This is a genomic window from Thermoanaerobacterium thermosulfurigenes (assembly GCF_051201035.1).
Lineage (GTDB): Bacteria > Bacillota > Thermoanaerobacteria > Thermoanaerobacterales > Thermoanaerobacteraceae > Thermoanaerobacterium > Thermoanaerobacterium thermosulfurigenes.
Genome location: NZ_JBPODR010000014.1, coordinates 33,873 through 54,944, shown reverse-complemented (window position 1 = coordinate 54,944; position 21,072 = coordinate 33,873). Strand labels below are relative to the sequence as shown.

Here is a 21,072-nt window from a genome sequence, read left to right as displayed (position 1 = left end):
TATACAGAAGTTAGACATCAAAACTTCTCCCAATGGATTACGTCTTGCAATGATTTTTTGTTTCTTGGGGCTGGATTGTCTTGACTGTATCCTAATGGAATGATGGAAATCATCCTTAGATTAGAAGGAACGTGTAGACGCTCATTAATGTCATTTTCATAACTGCGGTCATATCCAGCGACCCAGCATGAAGAAATGCCGTGTGCCTTTGCTGCTAACATGATGTTTTCTGTTGCCGCCGATCCGTCTTCCAGCTGATGTCTATTGTCTTTCTCGCAATATACTACGACGCATGCTGCCGCATCTTTTATAAATTTGCCGTATGTAGCCTTCTCTGATATAAACTTTAGAGTCTCTTTATCAGTGACAACCACAAAATGCCATGGTTGAGCGTTGTTTCCTGATGGAGCTAATCTTCCGCAGTCGATGATGTCCTCTAAAATATTTTTTGGTATCGGTTTATCTTCAAAAGTTCTAACAGATCTTCTTTGTTTTAATACTTCTATTGCATCCATTTAAAACACCTCCATCTATATTATAACCACTATAAAATTAATTTCAAAATTTAACGAAATGTTTATTGACGGTAAACTATCATTATGCAAAAATAATAATTAAAGAAAAGATAAGGGGGAGATGAGATTATGTCAAGGCTTAAATACATTGTTGAGCTTAAAGAATACTATGGTTCAGATTTAAAAAGAATAAATCACGCATTGAAAGTGCTTAATTATGCTGATAGAATTGCTTATGGTGAGCATATTGCAGATGAAAAAACGAAAAAGGTTATATACATAAGCGCAATTTTGCACGATATTGGTATCAAAAAGGCTGAGGAAAAGTACGGTAGTTCATCCGGCAAATATCAGGAAATAGAAGGACCGACGATTGCAAGAGAGATAATGCTAAAAAATAATGAAGATGAGGATATTATAGATAGAGTTGCATACATTATAGGCGGACATCATACGGCGTTTAAAAATGATGGGATTGATTTTCAGATAATATGGGAATCGGATCTTTTAGTCAACATCGAAGAAGACGAATTGTACGAGGATAAAGAAAATGTGGCAAATATTATTGAGAAAAATTTCAAGACACATACAGGCAAGATGATTGCAAACGATATGTTTCTCAGCTAAAGCTTGATAATATGTATCATATGGTATAAAATATGAGATGTAAAAAAAGATTGGAGGTTTACATATGACAAATGTATTGAACTTTGATTATTCAAATGCGCTAAATTTTGTCAATGAGCACGAAATATCATATCTTGAGAAGCAAGCGCTTCTATCATTAGATATGGTGCTTAATAAGACAGCCCAGGGAAGCGATTTCCTTGGATGGGTTGATTTGCCTAAGGATTATGACAAGGAAGAATTTGCTCGCATTAAAAAAGCTGCAGAAAAGATAAAATCAGATTCAGATGCACTTGTGGTAATCGGCATAGGTGGTTCATATTTAGGTGCAAGAGCAGCGATTGAGATGCTTACACACTCATTTTACAATGTTTTACCGCAATCTGTAAGGAAAGCGCCAGAGATATACTTTGCAGGAAACAGCATAAGCTCTACATATCTTCAAGATTTATTAGAAATATTGGAAGGAAAAGACGTTTCTATAAACGTCATATCAAAATCTGGCACTACTACAGAACCAGCTATAGCTTTTAGAGTTTTCAGAGATTTCCTGGAGAAAAAATACGGAAAAGAAGAAGCAAAGTCAAGGATATATGTTACGACGGATAGAGCGAAAGGTGCCCTTAAAAAACTGGCTGATGAAGAAGGATATGAGACATTTGTGATTCCTGATGATGTAGGTGGAAGATACTCGGTTTTAACGGCTGTAGGTCTGCTTCCTATAGCGGCTTCAGGTATAGATATCGATGAAATGATGAAAGGTGCGTACGATGCATCTATAGTCTTCAAAAAGCCGGATATCAAAGAAAATTTAAGTATGCAGTATGCTATTGTAAGAAATGCTCTTTACAGAAAAGGTAAATCTGTTGAAATTTTAGTCAACTATGAGCCAAGACTTCACTATTTTTCAGAGTGGTGGAAACAGCTTTTTGGTGAAAGTGAAGGAAAAGATCATAAAGGTATTTATCCGGCATCAGTGGATTTTTCAACAGATTTACACTCAATGGGACAATTTATTCAAGATGGTAGTAGGATAATGTTTGAGACTGTCATAAATGTTGAAAAGCCACTTAAAGAGATAACAATAAATGAGGACAAGGATAACATTGACGGGCTTAACTTTTTGACTGGTAAGACAGTAGATTTCGTTAACAAGAAAGCTTTTGAAGGCACGGTGCTTGCTCACAATGACGGTGGAGTGCCTAACTTGATTGTAAATGTGCCTGAAATATCTGCTTACAATTTTGGATACCTTGTATACTTCTTTGAAATGGCTTGCGGTATAAGCGGTTACTTAAATGGTGTAAATCCATTTGATCAACCAGGTGTGGAAGCATACAAGAAAAATATGTTTGCACTTTTAGGTAAACCTGGTTACGAGAAGGAAAAAGAGGAGTTAGAAAAGAGGCTAAAGAGATAGTCATGAGAGATATGCCGATTGGCATATCTTTTTTTGTCGGAAAGATTTCATGTATAATATTATATATGAGAATTGTTTTTGGATGGTGATGAAATGGAAGTAGGCATATCGACGGCTTGTTTTTATCCTGACTATCTTACAGAAGAGACGATTCCGATAATAGCTAAAATGGGTATAAGGAATGTGGAAGTCTTTTTAGAATCTTACAGCGAGTATGATGAAGATTATTGCAAAGCTATGAGGGATGATTTAGATAGATACGGCATTGAAGTTAATTCAGTACATGCAATAGGAACTCAGTTTGAACCGCAGCTTTTTTCAGCAACTGAAAGGCAAAGGAACGACGCCTCAAAGATGCTTATTAAAGTATTGAGGGCTGCAAAGATACTTAAGGCAAAGATTTACGTTTTTCATGGGCCTGCCGTTAAAAAGGACACGACGCCTAATATTGATTTTGACAAGATTGCGAAATATGTGGATTATATAGCTGATACATCAGGAGAATATGGGATTAAATTTTCTTGGGAAAATGTCTATTGGTGCTGGTTTTCGTATCCGGAATTTGCTACATCAATAAAACAGTCTGTGAAAAGCAGAAATGTTTATTTCACCTTAGATATAAAGCAGGCGATGAAAAGCAAGGAAGATCCATTTGAATACTTAAAATCAATGGGAGAGAAACTTATCAATGTCCATTTATGCGATTACGATGATTGCGGCAATCTGTACCTTCCAGGTAGAGGAATGTTTGACTTTGCAAAGCTTAATAGAGAGTTAAAAAAATTGGATTACAATGGATCTATCATAATGGAAGTCTACAGAAACAACTATAAAGATATTGACGATTTAAAAGAAGGCATTGAATACCTAAAAAGTATCTTTAAAAAATAAAGATAAGGGAGACTAAACCCTTATCTTTAAGCTTTTCCTGGCACCATCTGCTTTATTCCGCTTGAATCTAGGGCGATGCCATAGCCATATGCCAGCGTAGAGAAATTCAGTTCGGCTTGTTGTAATGGTATGCCTTTAATAGTGACGTTTTTAAGCTCACCCGTACCTACACCTCTTTTAGCACATTGAAACAAGTAGTTGACGCCTTGAGGCATAAGTCCGAACATTCTGGCACCTACTGTATCTGTTGCTACAGGATCTGTTCCTGCTATTATCATGTTTGCATTGATAGGCTTTCCTTCTGATGGCCCTGTGCCTATCATCGCTTCTTGACCGCTTAATATTGTAAGATCTATAGATATTTTTTCAGCCATGGCCCTTATGAAATTGTGAAGGTCATCGTGTATGCCTAAATTTTTTTTGGGAAATCCATGTATTTCTGCGGGAGGCCAGCTTAAAGCTATGTTTTTGATTCCAAGCGATACTGTAGCTTCTTCATGCATTTTCATTTGAGTGAATGAAATTAGTACATCCATTTTTTCATAAAGTTCATTTACTTTTGTGGATTTTAAAAGACAGTCGTCCAGCAGCAATTCTACGTAAGGGCCATAATTTAAATCTACAAATTCGATGCCTTCTTCTGAAATGACTTTATCAAATCTATTATCAGATAAAACTTTAGGTGTAGGATCTCCACCAGAGCCAGCGGCAATAACAATCCTGCCAGGATTTTTGGATTTTACGTATCTTATAAGGGCTCTCAATGTATCTGGTCCTACTATCGTACCGCTTTGAGGAGGCTTGCTTTTAACGAAATTTGGCGTTATTACAACGGTATTACCCGTTTCGATTAGATTTTGCAAAGGTAATAAGTTTAAAGCGGTATTTAAGTTTTGTATCTCATCAAGGCCAGATGCTATTGCTACTACTGGTTCTACAATTTTTCTGTACCTCATAAAATCACCTCATATATATGATTTGCATTTTATCAAAAATTAAAATATCTAAGCAAAAAGCCTAAGTAATTTTAACATTTCAACAAATATTTCATTGACAATTGTACCAGAGGACGGTATCATATAATTTAATAAATTAATATAGTAAACTCTTATCAAGAGTAGCGGAGGGACTGGCCCTATGAAGCTCGGCAACCGGATATCACGGTGCCAATTCCAGCAGCATATCGCTGAAAGATGGGAGCAAAAATATCTCTTCTTTTGGCGAAGAGTTTTTTTATTTTAAGGAGGGGTCGTTTTGCAAAATTCTGAAAATTTGTGTCAAAAGCTTAAAAATAAGCAATTTGTCATAACTGTGGAGATATCGACGCCAAAAGGAGCTGATATTTCAAATTCTATTGAAGAAGCGAAAAAATTATATGGAATAGCAGATGCTTTAAATATAACTGATTGTCCTATGGCAAATATGAGAATGAGCCCTATTGCATTGGCGCATCTTTTGCAAAATCATCTAAACATAGAAACCATATTTCACTTAACATGTAGGGACAGAAATCTTATTGGTCTTCAGGCAGAGCTTTTGGGTGCATATGCTCTTGGAGTTAGAAATATCCTTGCCCTTACAGGAGACGATCCAAAGCGAGGTGATGTGCCACAGGCAACAGGCGTGTACGACGTAGATTCTGTAGGTCTTGTGAAGATAGCAAAGTCCCTAAATGATGGATTTGATTACAGTGGAAATAAATTAGAATCATCTACAAATTTCTGCATAGGAACAACAGCAAATCCAAATGATTTAAGACCTGAATCAATAGAAAAATTAAAGACGAAAATAGAAAGTGGAGCATCTTTCATACAGACTCAGCCTGTTTATGATGATGAGATTTTATACAGATTTCTTGATGCTGTAGAGCAATTTGATATTCCAATTTTAGTAGGGGTACTACCCCTTAAAAGCTATAAGATGGCTTTAAACTTGAACGAAAAGGTGCCTGGCATCGAGATACCTGAAAAAATAATAGACAGGTTAAAAGACGGTGAAAAAGGTGAAGGGATAAAAATTGCAATAGAATTTATAAACAAGATAAAAGATAAAGTGGGTGGTGTTCATATCATGCCACTTGGCAAGACAGATATAGTTGTTGACATTGTAAATGGCGTAAAAAACATAAGACAAAATGATATAGAAGAAGTATTGTAGTCATCATAAGGAGATGTTGCAATTGGATATTTTTAAGAATTTAAAGAATAGCATAATCGTCTTTGACGGAGCAATGGGCACTATGCTTCAGAAAAAAGGACTTAAAACAGGAGAATGCCCAGAGTATTACAATCTTTCATATCCGGATATAGTATATGAAATCCACAAATCGTATATAGATGCAGGGGCAGATGTTATTGAGACAAATACATTTGGTGCCAATAGAATAAAATTAAGATCCTACAATCTTTCGGATAAATTGCCTGAAATAGTCAAAAGTGCAGTGCAGATAGCCAGAAAAGCTGCTGGTGATAAAGCTGTTGCTCTTTCTATGGGACCTATTGGCGAACTGATGGAGCCTTTTGGCAAGCTGACATTTGACGAGGCTTATAATGCTTTTGCAGAGGTTGCTGTAGAAGGGGAAAAAGCCGGTGTCGATTTGGCGCTTATTGAGACTATGTCAGATATATTAGAAGCGAAGGCGGCTATTCTCGCTGTAAAGGAAAATACTAATTTAAAGGTAATTTGTACCATGACGTTTCAAGAAGATGGAAGGACGCTTATGGGGACAGACCCTGTTACAGCAGTAGTAAGTCTTCAAGGGCTTGGCCTTGATGCCATAGGTGTCAATTGCTCTACGGGACCTGACATGATGGCAGACATAGTGAAGAAGATGGCTGAAGTTTCAAGGATACCAATTTTGGCGCAGCCAAATGCAGGAATGCCTCATTTAGAGGATGGATTGACTCTTTACGACATTACGAAAGAGAAATTTGCCGTCGAGACAAAAAAGCTTTTAGAATGCGGAGCATCTATTGTTGGTGGTTGTTGTGGGACAACTCCAGATTTTATTAAGCTTTTGAAAGCTGAGATACATGACACAGAGAAAAAAACTGCCGTGAAAGAATACACAGCAGTTTCATCAAATACAAAGACTGTTTTCATAGGCAGCGATTATCCTGTGTGTGTAATCGGCGAAAGGATAAATCCTACAGGAAAGAAGAAATTAAGTGCAGCTATCAAAGAAGGCAATTTTAATATTATCTACGACGAAGCTGTATCGCAGGAAAAGCTTGGGGCAAGCGTACTTGACGTGAATATCGGTGTGCCTGGTATAAACGAAGAGGAATTGATGTCTAGAATCGTTTCACAGGTACAGAACATCGTCAACGTACCATTGCAGATAGACAGTAGCAATGTAAGGGCGATTGAAAAAGCAGTTAGGATAGTCAGAGGTAAGCCTATTATAAATTCTGTCAGTGCAAAAGAGAAAAGTTTACAAGAAGTGTTGCCTATTGTCAAAAAATACGGTACAAGTGTTATAGGACTTACAATAAGTGATGATGGTCTTCCTAAAGATGCAGATGAAAGACTTAGAAACGCTGAGAAGATTGTAAAAGCTGCTTTAGAGTATGGAATACCAAAGGAGGATATAATAATTGATTGTATTGCTCTTACAGTGTCATCTGAGCAGACAGCAGCAATTGAAACATTAAAAGCCATCAAACTTGTTAAGTCTAAGCTTGGAGTAAGTACGGTCATAGGACTTAGCAACGTATCTTATGGATTGCCTGAGCGTCAACTTATAAATACTGCATTTCTTGCGATGGCGATATCATACGGTTTAGATGCTGTTATAGTCAATCCAAATGATAAGATAACAATGGATATATTGAATGCTTCGATGGTCTTATCATCAAGGGATAAAAGATGCGAAAGATACATAAATACATATAAGAAAGATGATGGGATAAATAAGACATCAGTATTATCTGTAGAGAAAAAAACAGATAGTAATGCAAGAGAGGTGCTTTACAGAGATATATTAGAAGGCAAAAAGGCTGATATAGATAGATTAGTGTTGGAAATACTTAATGAAGGCGTAGAACCATTAAGCATAGTAGACAATACGATAATACCTGCACTTAAAGATGTAGGAGATAAGTATGACAAAGGGATATATTTTCTTCCACAGCTTTTAAATTCTGCTGAAGTTGTTGAAAGTGCTTTTAAGGTTTTAAAGGAAAAAATGCCTAAAGGGATGGGCTCAAAGGGTAAAATAATACTGGCAACAGTTGAAGGCGATATACACGATATAGGTAAAAATATAGTAAAAGTGCTGCTTGAAAATTATGGCTATGAAATTATAGATCTTGGGAAGGATGTCAAACCGTCTAAAATTGCAGATGAAGTTAAGAGGACAAATGCGAAACTGATAGGGCTTAGTGCCTTGATGACAACTACGCTAAATAATATGGAAAAGACCATTAAAATATTAAGAGAAAAATATGATATAAAAATCATGGTAGGCGGTGCCGTACTTACAAAGGATTATGCGATGAAAATTGGAGCTGATTACTATGGCTCAAACGCACAAGAAGCTGTAAGGATAGCAGATAAGGTGTTTAGTGAAATAAATTAAAGCCGGGTATCCCGGCTTTTAAAATATCTTTTTGCTTCTTAAGTGTTCTTGCACCAGATCCAAAGTCTCTCCAAATCTCTGGAAGTGTACAATTTCTCTTTCTCTTAAAAATCTTAATGTATCTTTTACACAAGGGTCATCTGTAAGATTTATAAGGTGTTCATACGTTGCTCTTGCCTTTTCTTCTGCTGCCATGTCTTCATGAAGATCTGCGATTACATCACCCTTTGCTTGAATGTACGCTGCTGTCCAAAGCATTCCTGTCGTATCGCTATAAAAAAGAGCTCTATCGTGTTCTGTGTACTGTTCTCCGAGGCCTTCTCTCCTTAACTCTTCTACTGGTACGCCTTTTAACAGTTTAAAGACCAATGTAGCGATTATTTCTAAGTGACCGAATTCCTCTGTGGATATATCTGTCAATGTTCCCTTTGCTTGCCCTGTAGGCATTGTGTATCTTTGAGTCTGGTATCTCAACGCTGCAGCTAATTCGCCATCTGGTCCACCATACTGTGCAATTAAAAATTTGGCCATCTTAATGTCTGGCTTACATACATTTGCAGGATATTCTAACTTCTTTTCATACACCCACATAGTATCACCTCTTTAATATTGGATTTCCCATGGCCATGGGTCATCTACCCACCTAAATCTGTTGCATTGCGAAGGTACTTCGCCAAAAGACATCAATGGACCGTAAAGCTGCTCATATTGCGTCTTTAGAGATCTTGACTGTTGGCTATAATAGTTGTAATCTCTTAATGCTTTTTGGTCATCAGGATGTGTGTCAAGGTAGAGATTTAAGTCAATACAAGCAAAATCCAATTCCATTATTTTTTTAATGAGAGCCACTTGATTTGCGTCCATTGTCAGTACCCCCTTGATTTTTCCTCATTGTAAGGCTTATCTAATTCTGGGAAAATCGTTCCACGCCTTAAACCTTGTTCAGGAGGATACGATGATACATACCTTTGTATTGGTATATAGGCTTCGGCTAAGCCTTTTTGTCCTGTATCATAACTTTGTATATAAAATCCATTATACTCATACATATATAAAACCTCCATTTAATGTTTTCAATATATAATATTCATAAATATATATTTGTGTGATAAAATGCGGATGCAGGTTGTTTTGACGTATTTTACTTTGTATGGTATATATATTGTATATAAATAGGTTAGGGGTAATGCGATATGAAGAAAAACGAAGAAATAATAATTAATATAGATGATATGAATTTAGAAGGTTACGGGTTATCATATTTAGATGACAGTATTATTAAAGTGAGATGTGCCATTAAAGGACAAAAGGTAAAGGCAAAAATAAAAAGAATAAAAGGTAAGGGAATTGAGGCAGATGTTGTAGATATAATCGAGAGATCACCTTTGGAACATGATAATGTATGTAATCATTTTGGCAAATGTGGCGGCTGTGCATATTTAAATATAAATTATGAAGATCAATTAAAATTAAAAGAAGATTATGTAAAAAGCCTTCTTGATGAAGCAGGAATAAAAGGTTTTGAGTTTTTAGGGATTGTAGGAAGTCCTGATGTTTTTTCGTATAGAAACAAGATGGAGTACACATTTGGAATAGATGATAATGGTATAATGCAATTAGGACTTCACATAAAAGGGCGGTATTATGACATTATAACGACGGAAGATTGCAGGATTGTTGACAGCGATTTTATCGCATGTTTAAAAAATGTTTTGGATTATGCAAAACAGCACAGCTTGCCACACTATAATATAAAGACACACGAAGGCTACATGAGAAACTTAGTCATTAGAAAAGCGGCAAATACAGGTGAAATTCTCATAAATATCGTTACAACATCCCAGAAAAAACATGATTTTAGTAAACTGGCAAGTGAGCTTAGAAATATAAAATTAAAAGGAAAACTTGTCGGTATATTGCACACAGTAAATGATAGCTATTCTGATGCGGTTAAATGTGAAAAACTTGAAGTTTTGTACGGCAGAGACTATATAATGGAAGAAATACTTGGTCTTAAATTTAAGATAAGCGCATTTTCATTTTTTCAGACTAATTCAAAATGTGCCGAGAGACTCTATAGTGTAGCAAGGGAATTTGCAGGTGATATATCCAATAAAATTTTATTTGACTTGTACTGTGGCACAGGAACTATAGGAATGATAATGGCACCACTTTCTAAAAAAGTCGTAGGCATAGAACTTGTTGAAGAAGCCGCCGATGCTGCACGAGAAAATGCGCGATTAAACGGGCTTAATAATATACAGTTTATAGCAGGCGACGTCGCACAAAGGATAAAAGAGATAAATGATAAGCCAGATGTGGTCGTATTAGATCCTCCAAGACCTGGAGTAAATCCAAAAGCTGTAATGGACATCATAAAATTAAACCCAGAAAAGATAATTTACGTATCATGCAATCCTGTGTCCCTTGTTAGGGATTTGAAAATGCTGATACAGAGGCAGTACAAAGTAGAAAAAGTAAAATGTGTTGATATGTTTCCTCACACGCATCATGTAGAAACGGTAGTGCTATTGACAAATAAAAAAGTATAGAAAGTTGGAGAATGTTCTTCTATGTGTTCATAATTTCAGAGGATAGGTTCTAATAAAAGAGCTGACATTGATTTTACTGTACTTGACATTTTGGGAAGAGGAATTATTAAAAATACAAAATAGAATTTGATTAAAAACTATGGAGGTTTAAGAATAATGAGAAATGAAGCTACTTTAGATGAATGGAAAGAGTTGTACGATGTTGCGAACAAAATAAAAGAGTTAAAGCCATGGGAGTATTTATATGATATGGATATAATAACAATGTTACTGCCCGGTGCGGAGGAACCTGTCTACTGCAGCATAATGGGCAAAGGTGGAGAATTTTTCGGCATTGGTACTTATATGGGATTTGATGCAATGAACAATTTTTACACGATGGCTAAAAGAGATGATATACCTGATATACAAAAAATAAGGTTTCAAGACGATAATGTGCTTATGTGCCATTTTGGGAATAGGGAAGAATTGACAAAAGAAGAGTTAAAGCTTGTAAAAGATTTGGGGCTTAAATTCCGCGGCAAAAACAATTGGATTTATTTTCATTCGTTTAAAAAAGGTTATGTGCCATATCTATTAGATAAAGAAGAGGTCTTATTTGAAATGGAAGTTTTTAAGCATTTATTTGAAGCGCTTAAAGATTATGTTGATGGAAATGTGAAAGTTAATTTTGAAAAAGGCAATACTCTACTTCGCATGTACAATAAAACGAAAAACTTGTGGACTAATCAAGAAGCACCAATTCTTTTACCTGAGCCTGACTATCCACAGCTTGTTTTACAGGATGAATTGCTTGTAGAAAGGATTAATAGACAAGAAGCCAATAAAAGCAAAATAGAAGTCGACATAGCTTATTTGACTGGTGCTATAAGAGATGAAAAATACGATGTTCCTGTCATGGAGAGATTATGTATTTTAGCAGAAAGTACATCAGGACTTATAGTAGATCAGGATTTTATTTTCCCAGACGATAACGAGATGGAAATCATATTTGGTATGACGGTTAATTATATTTTAAATTATGGTAAACCTGATACTATCATTGTAAGAGATGACTATGTATTAAATTTATTAGACGATTTGTGTAAAAAAGCCGGCATAAAGCTAAAAGTCAAAGGAAAGTTAAAAGCCATTGATTACTTTGTAGAAAGTTTTTTAAGGTATAGGTTTTAACAGTGGCTTGTTGTAAATACAGTTATTTCACTGGATTTTTATTTGGAGAAATTGCAGTCATATATTATAATGAAGAAAAAGACCTCTGTCTTTTGAATGTATTTTAGGAGGAAATTTATGTTATATATAGGATGTCACTTATCGGTTTCAAATGGATATAAGGCTATGGCGGAAGAAGCGTTAAAGCTTGATGCCAATACGCTGCAATTTTTTACGAGAAATCCAAGGGGAAGCAAGGCAAAGGATATAGATGAAAATGACTGCAATTCATTTGTAGAAATTGCGAATAAAAATAATTTTTCTAAAGTTGTCGCACATGCACCATATACTCTAAATCCGTCATCACCTGACGATAGGACGAGAGAGTTTGCTAAAGAAGTCATGGCAGACGATCTTATGCGGATGGAATATCTCCCAGGTAATCTTTACGATTTTCATCCAGGGAGCCATGTGAAGCAAGGCGTTGATACAGGGATAGAGTATACGGCAAATATGTTAAATCAAATATTAAAGCTAAATCAGTCTACAATCGTGCTTTTAGAGACTATGGCAGGAAAAGGCTCAGAAATAGGAAAGACATTTCAAGAATTAAAACAGATTTTAGACAGAGTAGAATTGCAAGAGAAAATGGGTGTGTGCTTTGATACATGCCATGTTTATGATGCGGGTTATGATATAGTAAATAATCTTGACGGCGTATTAGAGGAATTTGACAAGATCATAGGGCTAGATAAACTTTTTGCTATACACTTAAATGACAGCAAAAATCCGATGGGTAGCCATAAAGACAGGCATGAGAAGATCGGCAAAGGTTATATAGGAATAGATGCTATAGCAAGAGTCATAAATCATCCAAGTCTAAAACATCTGCCATTCATATTGGAGACGCCCAATGACCTTGAAGGCTATAGAGAGGAAATAAAACTTTTAAGAAGCCTTTACAATGGTTGATTTTTGACGATCCGGAGGATTTTATATGTTTGACGTATGCTTATTGGGTACAGGAGGTATGATGCCTGTACCTGGCAGAAACCTATCTTCACTCATATTGAGGTATGGTGGTGTATCTATATTGGTGGACTGCGGTGAAGGCACGCAAGTTCCGCTTCAAAAATTAGGGTGGGGCTTTTTAAATATAGATACGATATTTTTCACGCATTACCATGCAGACCATATTATGGGACTTCCTGGCATAATATATCAGATGATAAACCAAGAACGGAAAAATAAGCTTAATTTAATGGGCCCTGAAGGAATAGACGTATTGAAAAATCTTTTAAATGTTCTTTTTGTGGAGATACCGTTTGAAATTGAATATACTGAATTAAAAGATGGATATTCCTTAAATGTCGGGGAAATAACAGTGAAAAATGTCGTGGTTCAACATACATCATTGTGCTTTGCTTACAGCTTCGAAGTTAAAAGGCTTCCGAAATTTGATGCAAAAAAAGCAAGGGAATTAAACATACCATTAGAGTACTGGCATAGACTTCAGCACGGCGAAAGCATTATAAAAGACGGCAGTGTAATCTTCACACCTCAAATGGTATTAGGTGAAGACAGAAAAGGCTTAAAAGTAAGTTATTCTACTGATACTCGTCCTACAAAAGATCTTATAAAAATTGCTGAGAATAGCGATCTTTTCATTGGAGAAGGAATGTACGGCGATCCGCTAGATGAAGAAAAAGCGATAAAAAAATACCATTCCACGTTTTTAGAGACAGCTTTAGTGGCAAAAGAAGCTAACGTGAAAGAGCTTTGGCTGACTCATTTTAGCCCATCATTAAAAAATCCAGACAAATATCTAAAGTATGCTAAGGATGTATTTGAAAATAGCGTTGTCGGATATGACATGATGACAAAAGAATTGCGCTTTAAAGACGTATAAAAATAGTTTCATTTATGTTAGAAAATGATAAAATAAAGTATAGACATTTGCTTAAAATAATTTTTATGATATAATAAATAGAAGTTATTAACGCAAACAAATGAATAGGAGGATTTACTTAATGAGCAGTAATCTTAAAAAAATAGAGAACAGTGTTGCAACAATCGAGTTAAATATTCCAAAGGAAAAATTTGAAGAAGGATTAAACTTTTCATACAAAAAAAATGTAGGTAGATTTAACATACCGGGTTTTAGGCGCGGAAAGGCTCCGAGGATTATCATAGAAAGGTACTATGGTGAAGGTGTGCTTTATGAAGATGCTATAGAGCATGTATTTCCGGATGCATATCAAGAAGCGATTGATACTCTGAAGCTTGAGCCGATAGATAATCCAACAATTGACATTTTACAGATTGGAAAAGGCCAAGATTTAATTATAGAGGCAGTAGTGCCAGTATTGCCTGATGTAGAGCTTGGACAGTACAAGGGTATAGAAGTCAAAAAAGTAGAGTATAATGTTAAAGACGAAGATATTAATAATAGACTTGAACAGATGAGACAGAGTAATGCGAGAGTAGTACCAGTGGAAGACAGAGCAGCTCAGATGGGCGATATAGTTGACATAAGCTTTGAAGGATTTTTAGATGGTGTACCGTTTGAAGGCGGCAAAAGCGACAATTACTCATTAGAGTTAGGCTCTAAGACATTTATTCCTGGATTTGAAGAGCAAATCGTTGGACATAACGTTAATGAGGAGTTTGATGTAAATGTCAAATTCCCTGATGACTACAGGGCTGAAGAGTTAAAGGGAAAAGATGTAGTATTTAAAGTAAAGATATTTTCAATAAAGCACAAAGAATTGCCAGAGTTAAATGACGATTTTGCAAAAGACGTAAGCGAGTTTGATACTTTAGATGAATTGAAAGAAGACATAAAGAGAGAATTGCAAGAACAGTATGATTTAAGCGCTAAAGAAGAAATGAAAGAAAATGTAGTAAAAGCAGTTGTAGAGAATTCTAAAGTTGACATACCAGAAATAATGGTAGATAGGCAAATTGACATATCTTTAAGAGATCTCGATTACAATCTCAGATATCAAGGATTGGATCTTGATAAATACTTAGAGATAACAGGAAAGACAGAAGAAGACTTGAGGAAAGAAATGCACGATGATGCAGCTTTGAGAGTTAAGACGCAGTTAGTCATCGATAAGATAGGTAAAATAGAGAATATAACTGCTACAGATGAAGAAGTAGATAAAAGACTTAGTGAAATGGCAACAAATTACAATGTAAAATTAGAAGATTTGAAGAAAGAGCTGACTGAGTCACAGATAAACAATATAAAAGACGATATAGTCTACTTTAAGACGATTGACTTTATTTTTGAGAATAGTAAAATTATAGATAAAGAGGAGTGATAATATGAGCTTAGTGCCTATAGTTGTAGAGCAAACAAATAGAGGAGAGCGCTCTTACGACATATATTCAAGGCTTTTAAAAGACAGGATAGTCTTCTTAGGAGAAGAGATAAACGACGTATCAGCAAGCCTCGTCGTTGCTCAGCTTTTGTTTCTAGAGGGAGAAGATCCTGATAAGGATATTTGGCTTTATATAAATAGCCCTGGTGGTTCTATAACATCTGCATTCGCTATATACGATACGATGCAGTATATAAAACCTGATGTTGTTACGATGTGTGTCGGTATGGCAGCATCGGCAGGTGCCTTCTTACTTGCTGCAGGCGCAAAAGGCAAGAGATTTTCGCTGCCAAACAGCGAGATAATGATACATCAGCCATTAGGAGGCACGCAGGGTCAAGCTACAGACATAAAGATTCACGCTGAGAGAATTATAAAAATGAAACAAAAACTAAATAAGATATTGTCTGAGAGGACTGGACAACCATTAGAAAAAATTGAAAGAGATACAGAAAGGGACTTTTTCATGGATCCAGAAGAAGCAAAAGCTTATGGGCTCATTGATGAGATATTAGTTAAGAGAAAATAGGCCCCGGAAGAGGTGAAAAAATGGCTAAATATGATAATCAAAAACAGTTGAAGTGCTCTTTTTGCGGGAAGTCACAGGATCAGGTAAAAAGATTAGTTGCCGGTCCAGGCGTATATATCTGTGACGAATGTATAGAGCTTTGCCAAGAAATCATCGATGAAGAATTTGAAGAAAACATCGATGTAGAGATAGGTGAACTTCCGAAGCCAAAGGAGATAAAAGAGTTTCTTGACCAGTATGTAATAGGTCAAGACAAAGCGAAAAAAGCGTTGGCAGTAGCGGTTTACAACCATTACAAGAGGATCAATAGCAGAGTAAAATCTGACGATGTTGAGCTTCAAAAAAGCAATATTCTCATGTTAGGCCCTACTGGTTCTGGCAAGACGCTTCTTGCACAGACATTAGCTAGAATGCTTAATGTGCCGTTTGCAATAGCAGATGCTACATCACTTACGGAAGCGGGTTATGTAGGCGAAGATGTGGAGAACATCCTTCTTAAGCTTATACAGGCGGCAGATTATGACATAGAAAAGGCAGAAAAAGGCATTGTGTACATTGATGAGGTTGATAAGATAGCCAGAAAATCAGAGAATCCGTCGATTACGAGGGATGTCTCTGGTGAAGGTGTACAGCAAGCACTTTTAAAAATTTTGGAAGGTACTGTGGCAAATGTTCCACCTCAAGGTGGACGGAAACACCCTCATCAAGAATTCATACAGATTGATACTACGAATATCTTGTTCATTGTTGGCGGTGCATTTGATGGCATTGAAAAGATAATAGAATCCAGGATAGGCAAAAAGTCATTAGGATTTGGATCAGAGATTCAAAGCAAACAGGAGAAGAAAATAGGTGAAATCTTAAAGAATATCATGCCTGAAGATCTCTTGAAATTTGGACTTATTCCAGAGTTTATCGGAAGGCTTCCGATTGTTGTGACACTTGATTCTCTTGATAAAGATGCTTTGATACGAATACTGACAGAGCCTAAAAATGCACTTACAAAGCAGTATGAAAAGCTGTTTGAGCTAGATGGCGTAAAACTTGAATTTGACAAAAAAGCCCTAAGCGTTATTGCTCAAAAGGCAATAGACAGGAAGACTGGTGCGAGAGGATTAAGGTCAATACTTGAAGAGCTTATGCTTGATGTGATGTATGAGATACCATCCAGCGATAATATTGAGAAGTGCATCATAACGGAAGAAACAGTATTGAACAATGCTCCACCTACGATTGTTTATTCAGAGTCCCAAAAGACAAAAAAGAGAGTCAAGAAATCTGAGTCTGTATCGTAGTTAGTAAGTATATAAAAACCTCCTTCTATCACATAATATCAGATGTAGAAGGAGGTTTTTTATGACACAAAATATTGAAATGACATATGAAGAGAGGCAAAAATTCATTCAAATGCATCTTGATGAACCTCTTAAAGAAAAGTGCAGAGTGCAAAAAGTTGATGATATTTTAGGACAAGATGAAGCTGTACTAAAAATATTAAATAATTTGCGGAGCCAAAATCCTAAAAGCATGATATTAACTGGTCCAGGTGGTACGTGGAAAAGAGATATTTTAAGAACGTGCTTTAAAGAGATTAAAAGTAGTGAAGAAAGCTTCTTTAAAAGCGGAGAGTTCGTTGAATACTACCCTGATAAAAAGTACAATGATGATTTTATTCGCGATTCATTGTTTGGATATGTATTTGAAATAGATTTTGGCTCCCGTAAGATAAAAAAAATAAAAATAGGGCTTGTCACAAGGGCGAATAATGGGATTCTCTACATTGATAATTTAGAAAACTTGACATCAAACAATATTTTAAAGCTTTTAGATGTGATGAAATCGAAAAAAGTGTACTATGAAGACAGATTGATTTTAAATGTTTCAGATCATGTGAAACGCTTTTTAAAAGAAGGATTTCCGGCAGATTTTCGTCTTGCTGTTAATGTAGATGATTCTGCACTTTTACCAGATGAATTGCTAGATTTATGCGAAATCATTCAATTTAAGGAATACGATAAAAGAGTATTGGCAGATATAATCAAAAATTCTGCCAACAAGGGAATGTTTTATGTTGATGATGAAGTGTGTATAAAAATTGCTGATGCTGCAAAAAATGGAGAAGATGCTATAGGTATGCTTCAACATCTGGCTATTAAAGCGCTAAAGCATGGGAGAGATGAGATAACTGCAGATGATTTGAAAAGTGTGATCTTTTAACTTTTGAGATTAGAATGTTTTAATGTATAATATATTTATCATAAGGCAAATAGGCAAAAGAGGTGACTTTATGGACAAGAAATACATATTACCGATGGTTCCACTAAGAGGCATAACAGTGTTCCCGTACATGGTCATGCACTTTGATGTAGGAAGGGGAAAATCCGTTAAAGCTATTGAAGAAGCAATGCTTAGAAACCAACTCGTCTTTTTGGTTACGCAAAAACAAGCTGATATAGACGAACCTTCAATAGATGATATATATAGAGTAGGCACAATAACAAAAGTAAAACAGATGCTTAGACTTCCAGGAGAAGTCGTAAGAGTTTTAGTTGAGGGCATCTCCAGAGCAGAGTTAAAAAATCTTATTAGCGACGAAAGTTTTTATGAAGTGGAAGTTTTAGAGAAGATAGATTCGGAGGTGGAGAAAGACAGCGAATTAGAAGCATTGATGAGAAGTGTAACATCGGCTTTTGAAGAATATATAAGCATTTCATCAAAAATACCTTTGGACAGCATTTATAATGTTGTAACGATTGAAGAACCTGGGCGGTTAGCTGACGTAATAGCAGAACATTTAAGCTTAAATCAAGACAAGAATCAAGAGCTTTTAGAGTGCTTTGATCCGAGAGAAAGGTTGGAAAAATTATTAGGATTTATCTTAAAAGAGCTTGATATACTTGAAATTGAGAAAAAGATAAACATGCGGGTTCACAAGCAGATAGACAAAAGTCAAAGAGAATACTATTTAAGAGAACAATTAAAGGCAATAAGGGCAGAACTTGGTGAAGCTGACGAGATTGATCAAGAAATAGACGAGTATGAAGAAAAAATCGAATCAAAGGATTTGCCTGATTATGTAAAAGAAAAAGCGAGAGAAGAATTAAGAAGGTTAAGCAGGATGGGGCCAGGCTATCAAGAGGCTTCTGTCATAAGGACGTACATCGATTGGCTTTTGGACCTTCCGTGGAATGAAGAAACGAAAGATGTGCTTGATATAAAAAGAGCTGAGAAAATATTAAATGAAGATCACTATGGATTAAAAAAAGTCAAAGAGAGAATATTAGAGTTTTTGGCCGTGAGAAGTTTCCACGAGAAGATGAAAAGCCCTATTTTGTGCCTTGTAGGGCCTCCAGGAGTAGGTAAGACTTCTTTAGGAAAGTCAATTGCAAGAGCCATGAACAGAAAATTTGTGCGGCTGTCATTGGGTGGAGTAAGAGATGAAGCCGAGATAAGAGGTCACAGAAGGACGTATGTCGGCGCCATACCAGGTGGCATAATAAATTCTTTGAAAATCGCTGGTTCAAAGAATCCGGTGTTTCTTCTTGATGAGATCGATAAAATGAGCTCTGATTTTAGAGGTGACCCGGCATCGGCCATGCTGGAAGTCTTGGATCCAGAGCAAAATTCTACGTACAGAGATCATTACATAGATTTGCCATTCGATCTGTCGAAAGTGTTATTTGTAACAACAGCAAATACACTTGATACGATACCGGCTCCGCTTTTAGATAGAATGGAAGTCATATACATTTCTGGATATACTGAAGAAGAAAAGTTGAACATAGCTAAAGAGTATTTGATTCCAAAAATTTTAAAAGAGCACGGTGCTAATGAAGACATCATAAAGATACAAGATTCGGCAATCGTAGGTATAATATCTGAGTACACCAGAGAAGCTGGTGTAAGGTCGCTTGAGCAAAACATTGCAAAAGTCGTGCGAAAATCCATAAAAGCTATAGTAGAAAATAAAGAAAAGTCTATAAAAGTAGGCAAGAAAAACCTGCAAAAGTACCTTGGAAAGCCAATATACAGGGTAGATAAGGCCAATCTAAAAGATAAAGTAGGCATGGTGACAGGACTTGCGTGGACGAGAGTTGGCGGTGACACACTTACAGTTGAAGCGACCACGATGCCTGGAAGCGGGAAACTTACATTGACAGGTCAGTTGGGAGACGTGATGAAAGAATCAGCACAAGCAGGTTTTAGCTACATAAGATCGAATGCAGATGCTTTGGGGATAGATAGCGATTTTTACAAAAATTTAGACATTCACATACATGTGCCTGAAGGTGCGATACCGAAAGATGGTCCATCAGCAGGTATAACAATGGTAACTGCTATGGTATCTGCAATAAAGAAAGTTCCTGTAAAAGGCGATATTGCCATGACAGGTGAGATAACTCTTACTGGTAAGGTTTTGCCGATAGGTGGCTTAAAGGAAAAAGTGTTGGCGGCGCATAGAGCAGGCATTTTTAAAGTAATTGCACCTGAAGGCAACAAAAGGGATTTAGATGAGATACCACAAAGCGTCAAGAAGAAAATGGAATTTAAATTTGTATCAAACATAGACGAAGTTTTAAAATTGTCGTTAGTAGGTGATGAACAAATATGAAGGTAAAGTCTATCGAACTTAAGGTTTCAGCATACAACAAGACGCAGTATCCAAATGATGGACTTAAGCAAATTGCAGTAATAGGCAGGTCCAATGTAGGAAAGTCATCTTTTATAAATGCAATAGTAAATAGAAACAATTTTGCAAGGGTAAGTCAAAAACCTGGAAAGACACAAGGTATTAATTTCTACATTGTTAACAATACTTTCTACTTAGTTGATCTTCCTGGCTATGGCTATGCAGAAGTATCAAAAGAGCTTAAGAAGCAGTGGTCTATAAACATTGAAACGTACTTAAATACATCAGCATACTTGGTAGGTGCTATAATGTTGGTTGATATAAGGCATAAACCTACAGATGACGATGTCTTAATGGTTAACTACTTAAAAAATAGAAATATAAATTTTCAAGTAGTTGCTACAAAGTCAGACAAGTTGAAAAGATATGAGATGCAGATGTCTTTGAAAGTCATATCTGAGACGCTTTCGGTTGATAAGGAGAAGATCATACCATTTTCTTCACTAAAAAAGGCAGGTGTAGATGATGTCTACACCTACTTAGATTCAATTGTTGAAGCCAATGGTACGACAATTGAGTAAAATTTTTTAATAAAATTATTGATTTTAATAACAATAAATATTAAAGTATATAAAATGATTGACGATATAATGGATGAGGTGGAAAAGCCGGAATTTTTGTTTTGATTAAGCATATATAAGTAAATAAGCGAATAATGATAAAGAGAAAAAATTCATGCTAAATTATTGCATGAAAAAAGGATTTGAAATTTACATCATGAAGTATTA

The 21,072-nt window shown here is 35.9% G+C and carries 20 protein-coding genes and 1 riboswitch; of the genes, 15 read left to right on the top strand and 5 right to left on the bottom strand.

Going from position 1 to position 21,072, the window contains the following annotated elements; translation table 11 throughout:
• Positions 1-17: 17 nt before the first annotated feature.
• Entirely contained in the window at positions 18-515 is a 498-nt protein-coding gene (locus HNR52_RS07280; RefSeq protein WP_435620145.1) for a nitroreductase family protein, read from the bottom strand.
• 129 nt (positions 516-644) lie between these two features.
• Between HNR52_RS07280 and HNR52_RS07275 the strand changes: the two genes are divergently transcribed.
• The 3 genes from HNR52_RS07275 (at position 645) to HNR52_RS07265 (ending at position 3,453) form a co-directional block, all read left to right on the top strand.
• Positions 645-1,142: an HD domain-containing protein gene (locus HNR52_RS07275; protein ID WP_435620144.1), complete on the top strand. Its 498-nt coding sequence runs from the start codon at positions 645-647 to the stop codon at positions 1,140-1,142.
• 64 nt (positions 1,143-1,206) lie between these two features.
• Positions 1,207-2,562 carry a glucose-6-phosphate isomerase gene (locus HNR52_RS07270; protein WP_435620143.1) on the top strand — a complete coding sequence of 452 codons (1,356 nt, stop codon included), beginning with the start codon at positions 1,207-1,209 and terminating at the stop codon, positions 2,560-2,562.
• Between the two features lie 78 nt (positions 2,563-2,640).
• Positions 2,641-3,453, top strand: a complete 813-nt coding sequence (locus HNR52_RS07265; RefSeq protein WP_435620142.1) for a sugar phosphate isomerase/epimerase family protein — start codon at positions 2,641-2,643, stop codon at positions 3,451-3,453.
• A 26-nt stretch (positions 3,454-3,479) separates the two neighbouring features.
• Here HNR52_RS07265 and HNR52_RS07260 read toward each other — a convergent pair whose 3' ends face one another.
• Entirely contained in the window at positions 3,480-4,409 is a 930-nt protein-coding gene (locus HNR52_RS07260; protein ID WP_435620141.1) for a DUF362 domain-containing protein, read from the bottom strand.
• Positions 4,410-4,558: 149 nt separating this feature from the next.
• Positions 4,559-4,653: riboswitch (SAM riboswitch) on the top strand.
• Positions 4,654-4,707: 54 nt separating this feature from the next.
• Here HNR52_RS07260 and HNR52_RS07255 point away from each other — a divergent pair.
• Together HNR52_RS07255 and HNR52_RS07250 are read left to right on the top strand one after the other, a co-directional pair.
• Positions 4,708-5,610, top strand: coding sequence for a methylenetetrahydrofolate reductase (locus HNR52_RS07255; protein WP_435620140.1), 903 nt, complete (start codon positions 4,708-4,710; stop codon positions 5,608-5,610).
• 13 nt (positions 5,611-5,623) lie between these two features.
• Positions 5,624-8,032: a homocysteine S-methyltransferase family protein gene (locus HNR52_RS07250; RefSeq protein WP_435620139.1), complete on the top strand. Its 2,409-nt coding sequence runs from the start codon at positions 5,624-5,626 to the stop codon at positions 8,030-8,032.
• Between the two features lie 18 nt (positions 8,033-8,050).
• Here the strand turns inward: HNR52_RS07250 and HNR52_RS07245 are convergent, their stop codons facing one another.
• The 3 genes from HNR52_RS07245 to HNR52_RS07235 are packed head-to-tail and all read right to left on the bottom strand — an operon-like array spanning position 8,051 to position 9,081.
• Entirely contained in the window at positions 8,051-8,623 is a 573-nt protein-coding gene (locus tag HNR52_RS07245) for a manganese catalase family protein (protein WP_013788594.1), read from the bottom strand.
• A gap of 12 nt (positions 8,624-8,635) precedes the next feature.
• Positions 8,636-8,896, bottom strand: a complete 261-nt coding sequence (locus tag HNR52_RS07240) for a spore coat protein CotJB (protein WP_435620138.1) — start codon at positions 8,894-8,896, stop codon at positions 8,636-8,638.
• 2 nt (positions 8,897-8,898) lie between these two features.
• Positions 8,899-9,081, bottom strand: coding sequence for a spore coat associated protein CotJA (locus HNR52_RS07235; protein WP_013788592.1), 183 nt, complete (start codon positions 9,079-9,081; stop codon positions 8,899-8,901).
• A 144-nt stretch (positions 9,082-9,225) separates the two neighbouring features.
• On the opposite strand from HNR52_RS07235, the gene rlmD reads away from it, so the two are divergent.
• The 10 genes from rlmD (at position 9,226) to yihA (ending at position 20,865) form a co-directional block, all read left to right on the top strand.
• A complete protein-coding gene (rlmD, locus tag HNR52_RS07230) occupies positions 9,226-10,584 on the top strand; it encodes a 23S rRNA (uracil(1939)-C(5))-methyltransferase RlmD (RefSeq protein WP_435620137.1) in 1,359 nt (452 codons plus the stop codon).
• A 156-nt stretch (positions 10,585-10,740) separates the two neighbouring features.
• Positions 10,741-11,757: a DUF7309 domain-containing protein gene (locus HNR52_RS07225; RefSeq protein WP_435620136.1), complete on the top strand. Its 1,017-nt coding sequence runs from the start codon at positions 10,741-10,743 to the stop codon at positions 11,755-11,757.
• Positions 11,758-11,874: 117 nt separating this feature from the next.
• Complete coding sequence (locus HNR52_RS07220) at positions 11,875-12,708, top strand: deoxyribonuclease IV (protein ID WP_435620135.1); 834 nt, start codon at positions 11,875-11,877, stop codon at positions 12,706-12,708.
• Positions 12,709-12,733: 25 nt separating this feature from the next.
• Positions 12,734-13,645 (top strand): ribonuclease Z, encoded by a 912-nt coding sequence (locus tag HNR52_RS07215; RefSeq protein WP_013788588.1) that lies wholly within the window; start codon positions 12,734-12,736, stop codon positions 13,643-13,645.
• A 121-nt stretch (positions 13,646-13,766) separates the two neighbouring features.
• The gene (tig, locus tag HNR52_RS07210) at positions 13,767-15,065 is read left to right on the top strand and encodes a trigger factor (protein ID WP_013788587.1); all 1,299 of its coding nucleotides are present in this window, start codon (positions 13,767-13,769) and stop codon (positions 15,063-15,065) included.
• 4 nt (positions 15,066-15,069) lie between these two features.
• The gene (gene clpP / locus HNR52_RS07205; RefSeq protein ID WP_013788586.1) at positions 15,070-15,654 is read left to right on the top strand and encodes an ATP-dependent Clp endopeptidase proteolytic subunit ClpP; all 585 of its coding nucleotides are present in this window, start codon (positions 15,070-15,072) and stop codon (positions 15,652-15,654) included.
• A 20-nt stretch (positions 15,655-15,674) separates the two neighbouring features.
• Complete coding sequence (clpX, locus tag HNR52_RS07200; RefSeq protein ID WP_013788585.1) at positions 15,675-16,949, top strand: ATP-dependent Clp protease ATP-binding subunit ClpX; 1,275 nt, start codon at positions 15,675-15,677, stop codon at positions 16,947-16,949.
• A 61-nt stretch (positions 16,950-17,010) separates the two neighbouring features.
• Positions 17,011-17,871 (top strand): sigma 54-interacting transcriptional regulator, encoded by an 861-nt coding sequence (locus HNR52_RS07195; RefSeq protein WP_435620134.1) that lies wholly within the window; start codon positions 17,011-17,013, stop codon positions 17,869-17,871.
• Between the two features lie 70 nt (positions 17,872-17,941).
• Entirely contained in the window at positions 17,942-20,266 is a 2,325-nt protein-coding gene (gene lon, locus HNR52_RS07190; protein ID WP_013788583.1) for an endopeptidase La, read from the top strand.
• Complete coding sequence (yihA, locus tag HNR52_RS07185) at positions 20,263-20,865, top strand: ribosome biogenesis GTP-binding protein YihA/YsxC (protein WP_435620133.1); 603 nt, start codon at positions 20,263-20,265, stop codon at positions 20,863-20,865. Before lon ends, yihA begins: the two co-directional genes overlap by 4 nt.
• Positions 20,866-21,072 lie beyond the last annotated feature (207 nt).

Coding starts and splice junctions, on each gene's coding strand:
- tig (WP_013788587.1), top strand. CDS start 13,767: ATGAGCAGTAATCTTAAAAAAATAGAGAACAGTGTTGCAACAATCGAG.
- HNR52_RS07245 (WP_013788594.1), bottom strand. CDS start 8,623: ATGTGGGTGTATGAAAAGAAGTTAGAATATCCTGCAAATGTATGTAAG.
- HNR52_RS07275 (WP_435620144.1), top strand. CDS start 645: ATGTCAAGGCTTAAATACATTGTTGAGCTTAAAGAATACTATGGTTCA.
- HNR52_RS07220 (WP_435620135.1), top strand. CDS start 11,875: ATGTTATATATAGGATGTCACTTATCGGTTTCAAATGGATATAAGGCT.
- HNR52_RS07195 (WP_435620134.1), top strand. CDS start 17,011: ATGACACAAAATATTGAAATGACATATGAAGAGAGGCAAAAATTCATT.
- rlmD (WP_435620137.1), top strand. CDS start 9,226: ATGAAGAAAAACGAAGAAATAATAATTAATATAGATGATATGAATTTA.
- HNR52_RS07235 (WP_013788592.1), bottom strand. CDS start 9,081: ATGTATGAGTATAATGGATTTTATATACAAAGTTATGATACAGGACAA.
- yihA (WP_435620133.1), top strand. CDS start 20,263: ATGAAGGTAAAGTCTATCGAACTTAAGGTTTCAGCATACAACAAGACG.
- HNR52_RS07225 (WP_435620136.1), top strand. CDS start 10,741: ATGAGAAATGAAGCTACTTTAGATGAATGGAAAGAGTTGTACGATGTT.
- clpX (WP_013788585.1), top strand. CDS start 15,675: ATGGCTAAATATGATAATCAAAAACAGTTGAAGTGCTCTTTTTGCGGG.
- HNR52_RS07270 (WP_435620143.1), top strand. CDS start 1,207: ATGACAAATGTATTGAACTTTGATTATTCAAATGCGCTAAATTTTGTC.
- HNR52_RS07250 (WP_435620139.1), top strand. CDS start 5,624: ATGTTGCAATTGGATATTTTTAAGAATTTAAAGAATAGCATAATCGTC.
- HNR52_RS07240 (WP_435620138.1), bottom strand. CDS start 8,896: ATGGACGCAAATCAAGTGGCTCTCATTAAAAAAATAATGGAATTGGAT.
- clpP (WP_013788586.1), top strand. CDS start 15,070: ATGAGCTTAGTGCCTATAGTTGTAGAGCAAACAAATAGAGGAGAGCGC.
- HNR52_RS07280 (WP_435620145.1), bottom strand. CDS start 515: ATGGATGCAATAGAAGTATTAAAACAAAGAAGATCTGTTAGAACTTTT.
- lon (WP_013788583.1), top strand. CDS start 17,942: ATGGACAAGAAATACATATTACCGATGGTTCCACTAAGAGGCATAACA.
- HNR52_RS07260 (WP_435620141.1), bottom strand. CDS start 4,409: ATGAGGTACAGAAAAATTGTAGAACCAGTAGTAGCAATAGCATCTGGC.
- HNR52_RS07215 (WP_013788588.1), top strand. CDS start 12,734: ATGTTTGACGTATGCTTATTGGGTACAGGAGGTATGATGCCTGTACCT.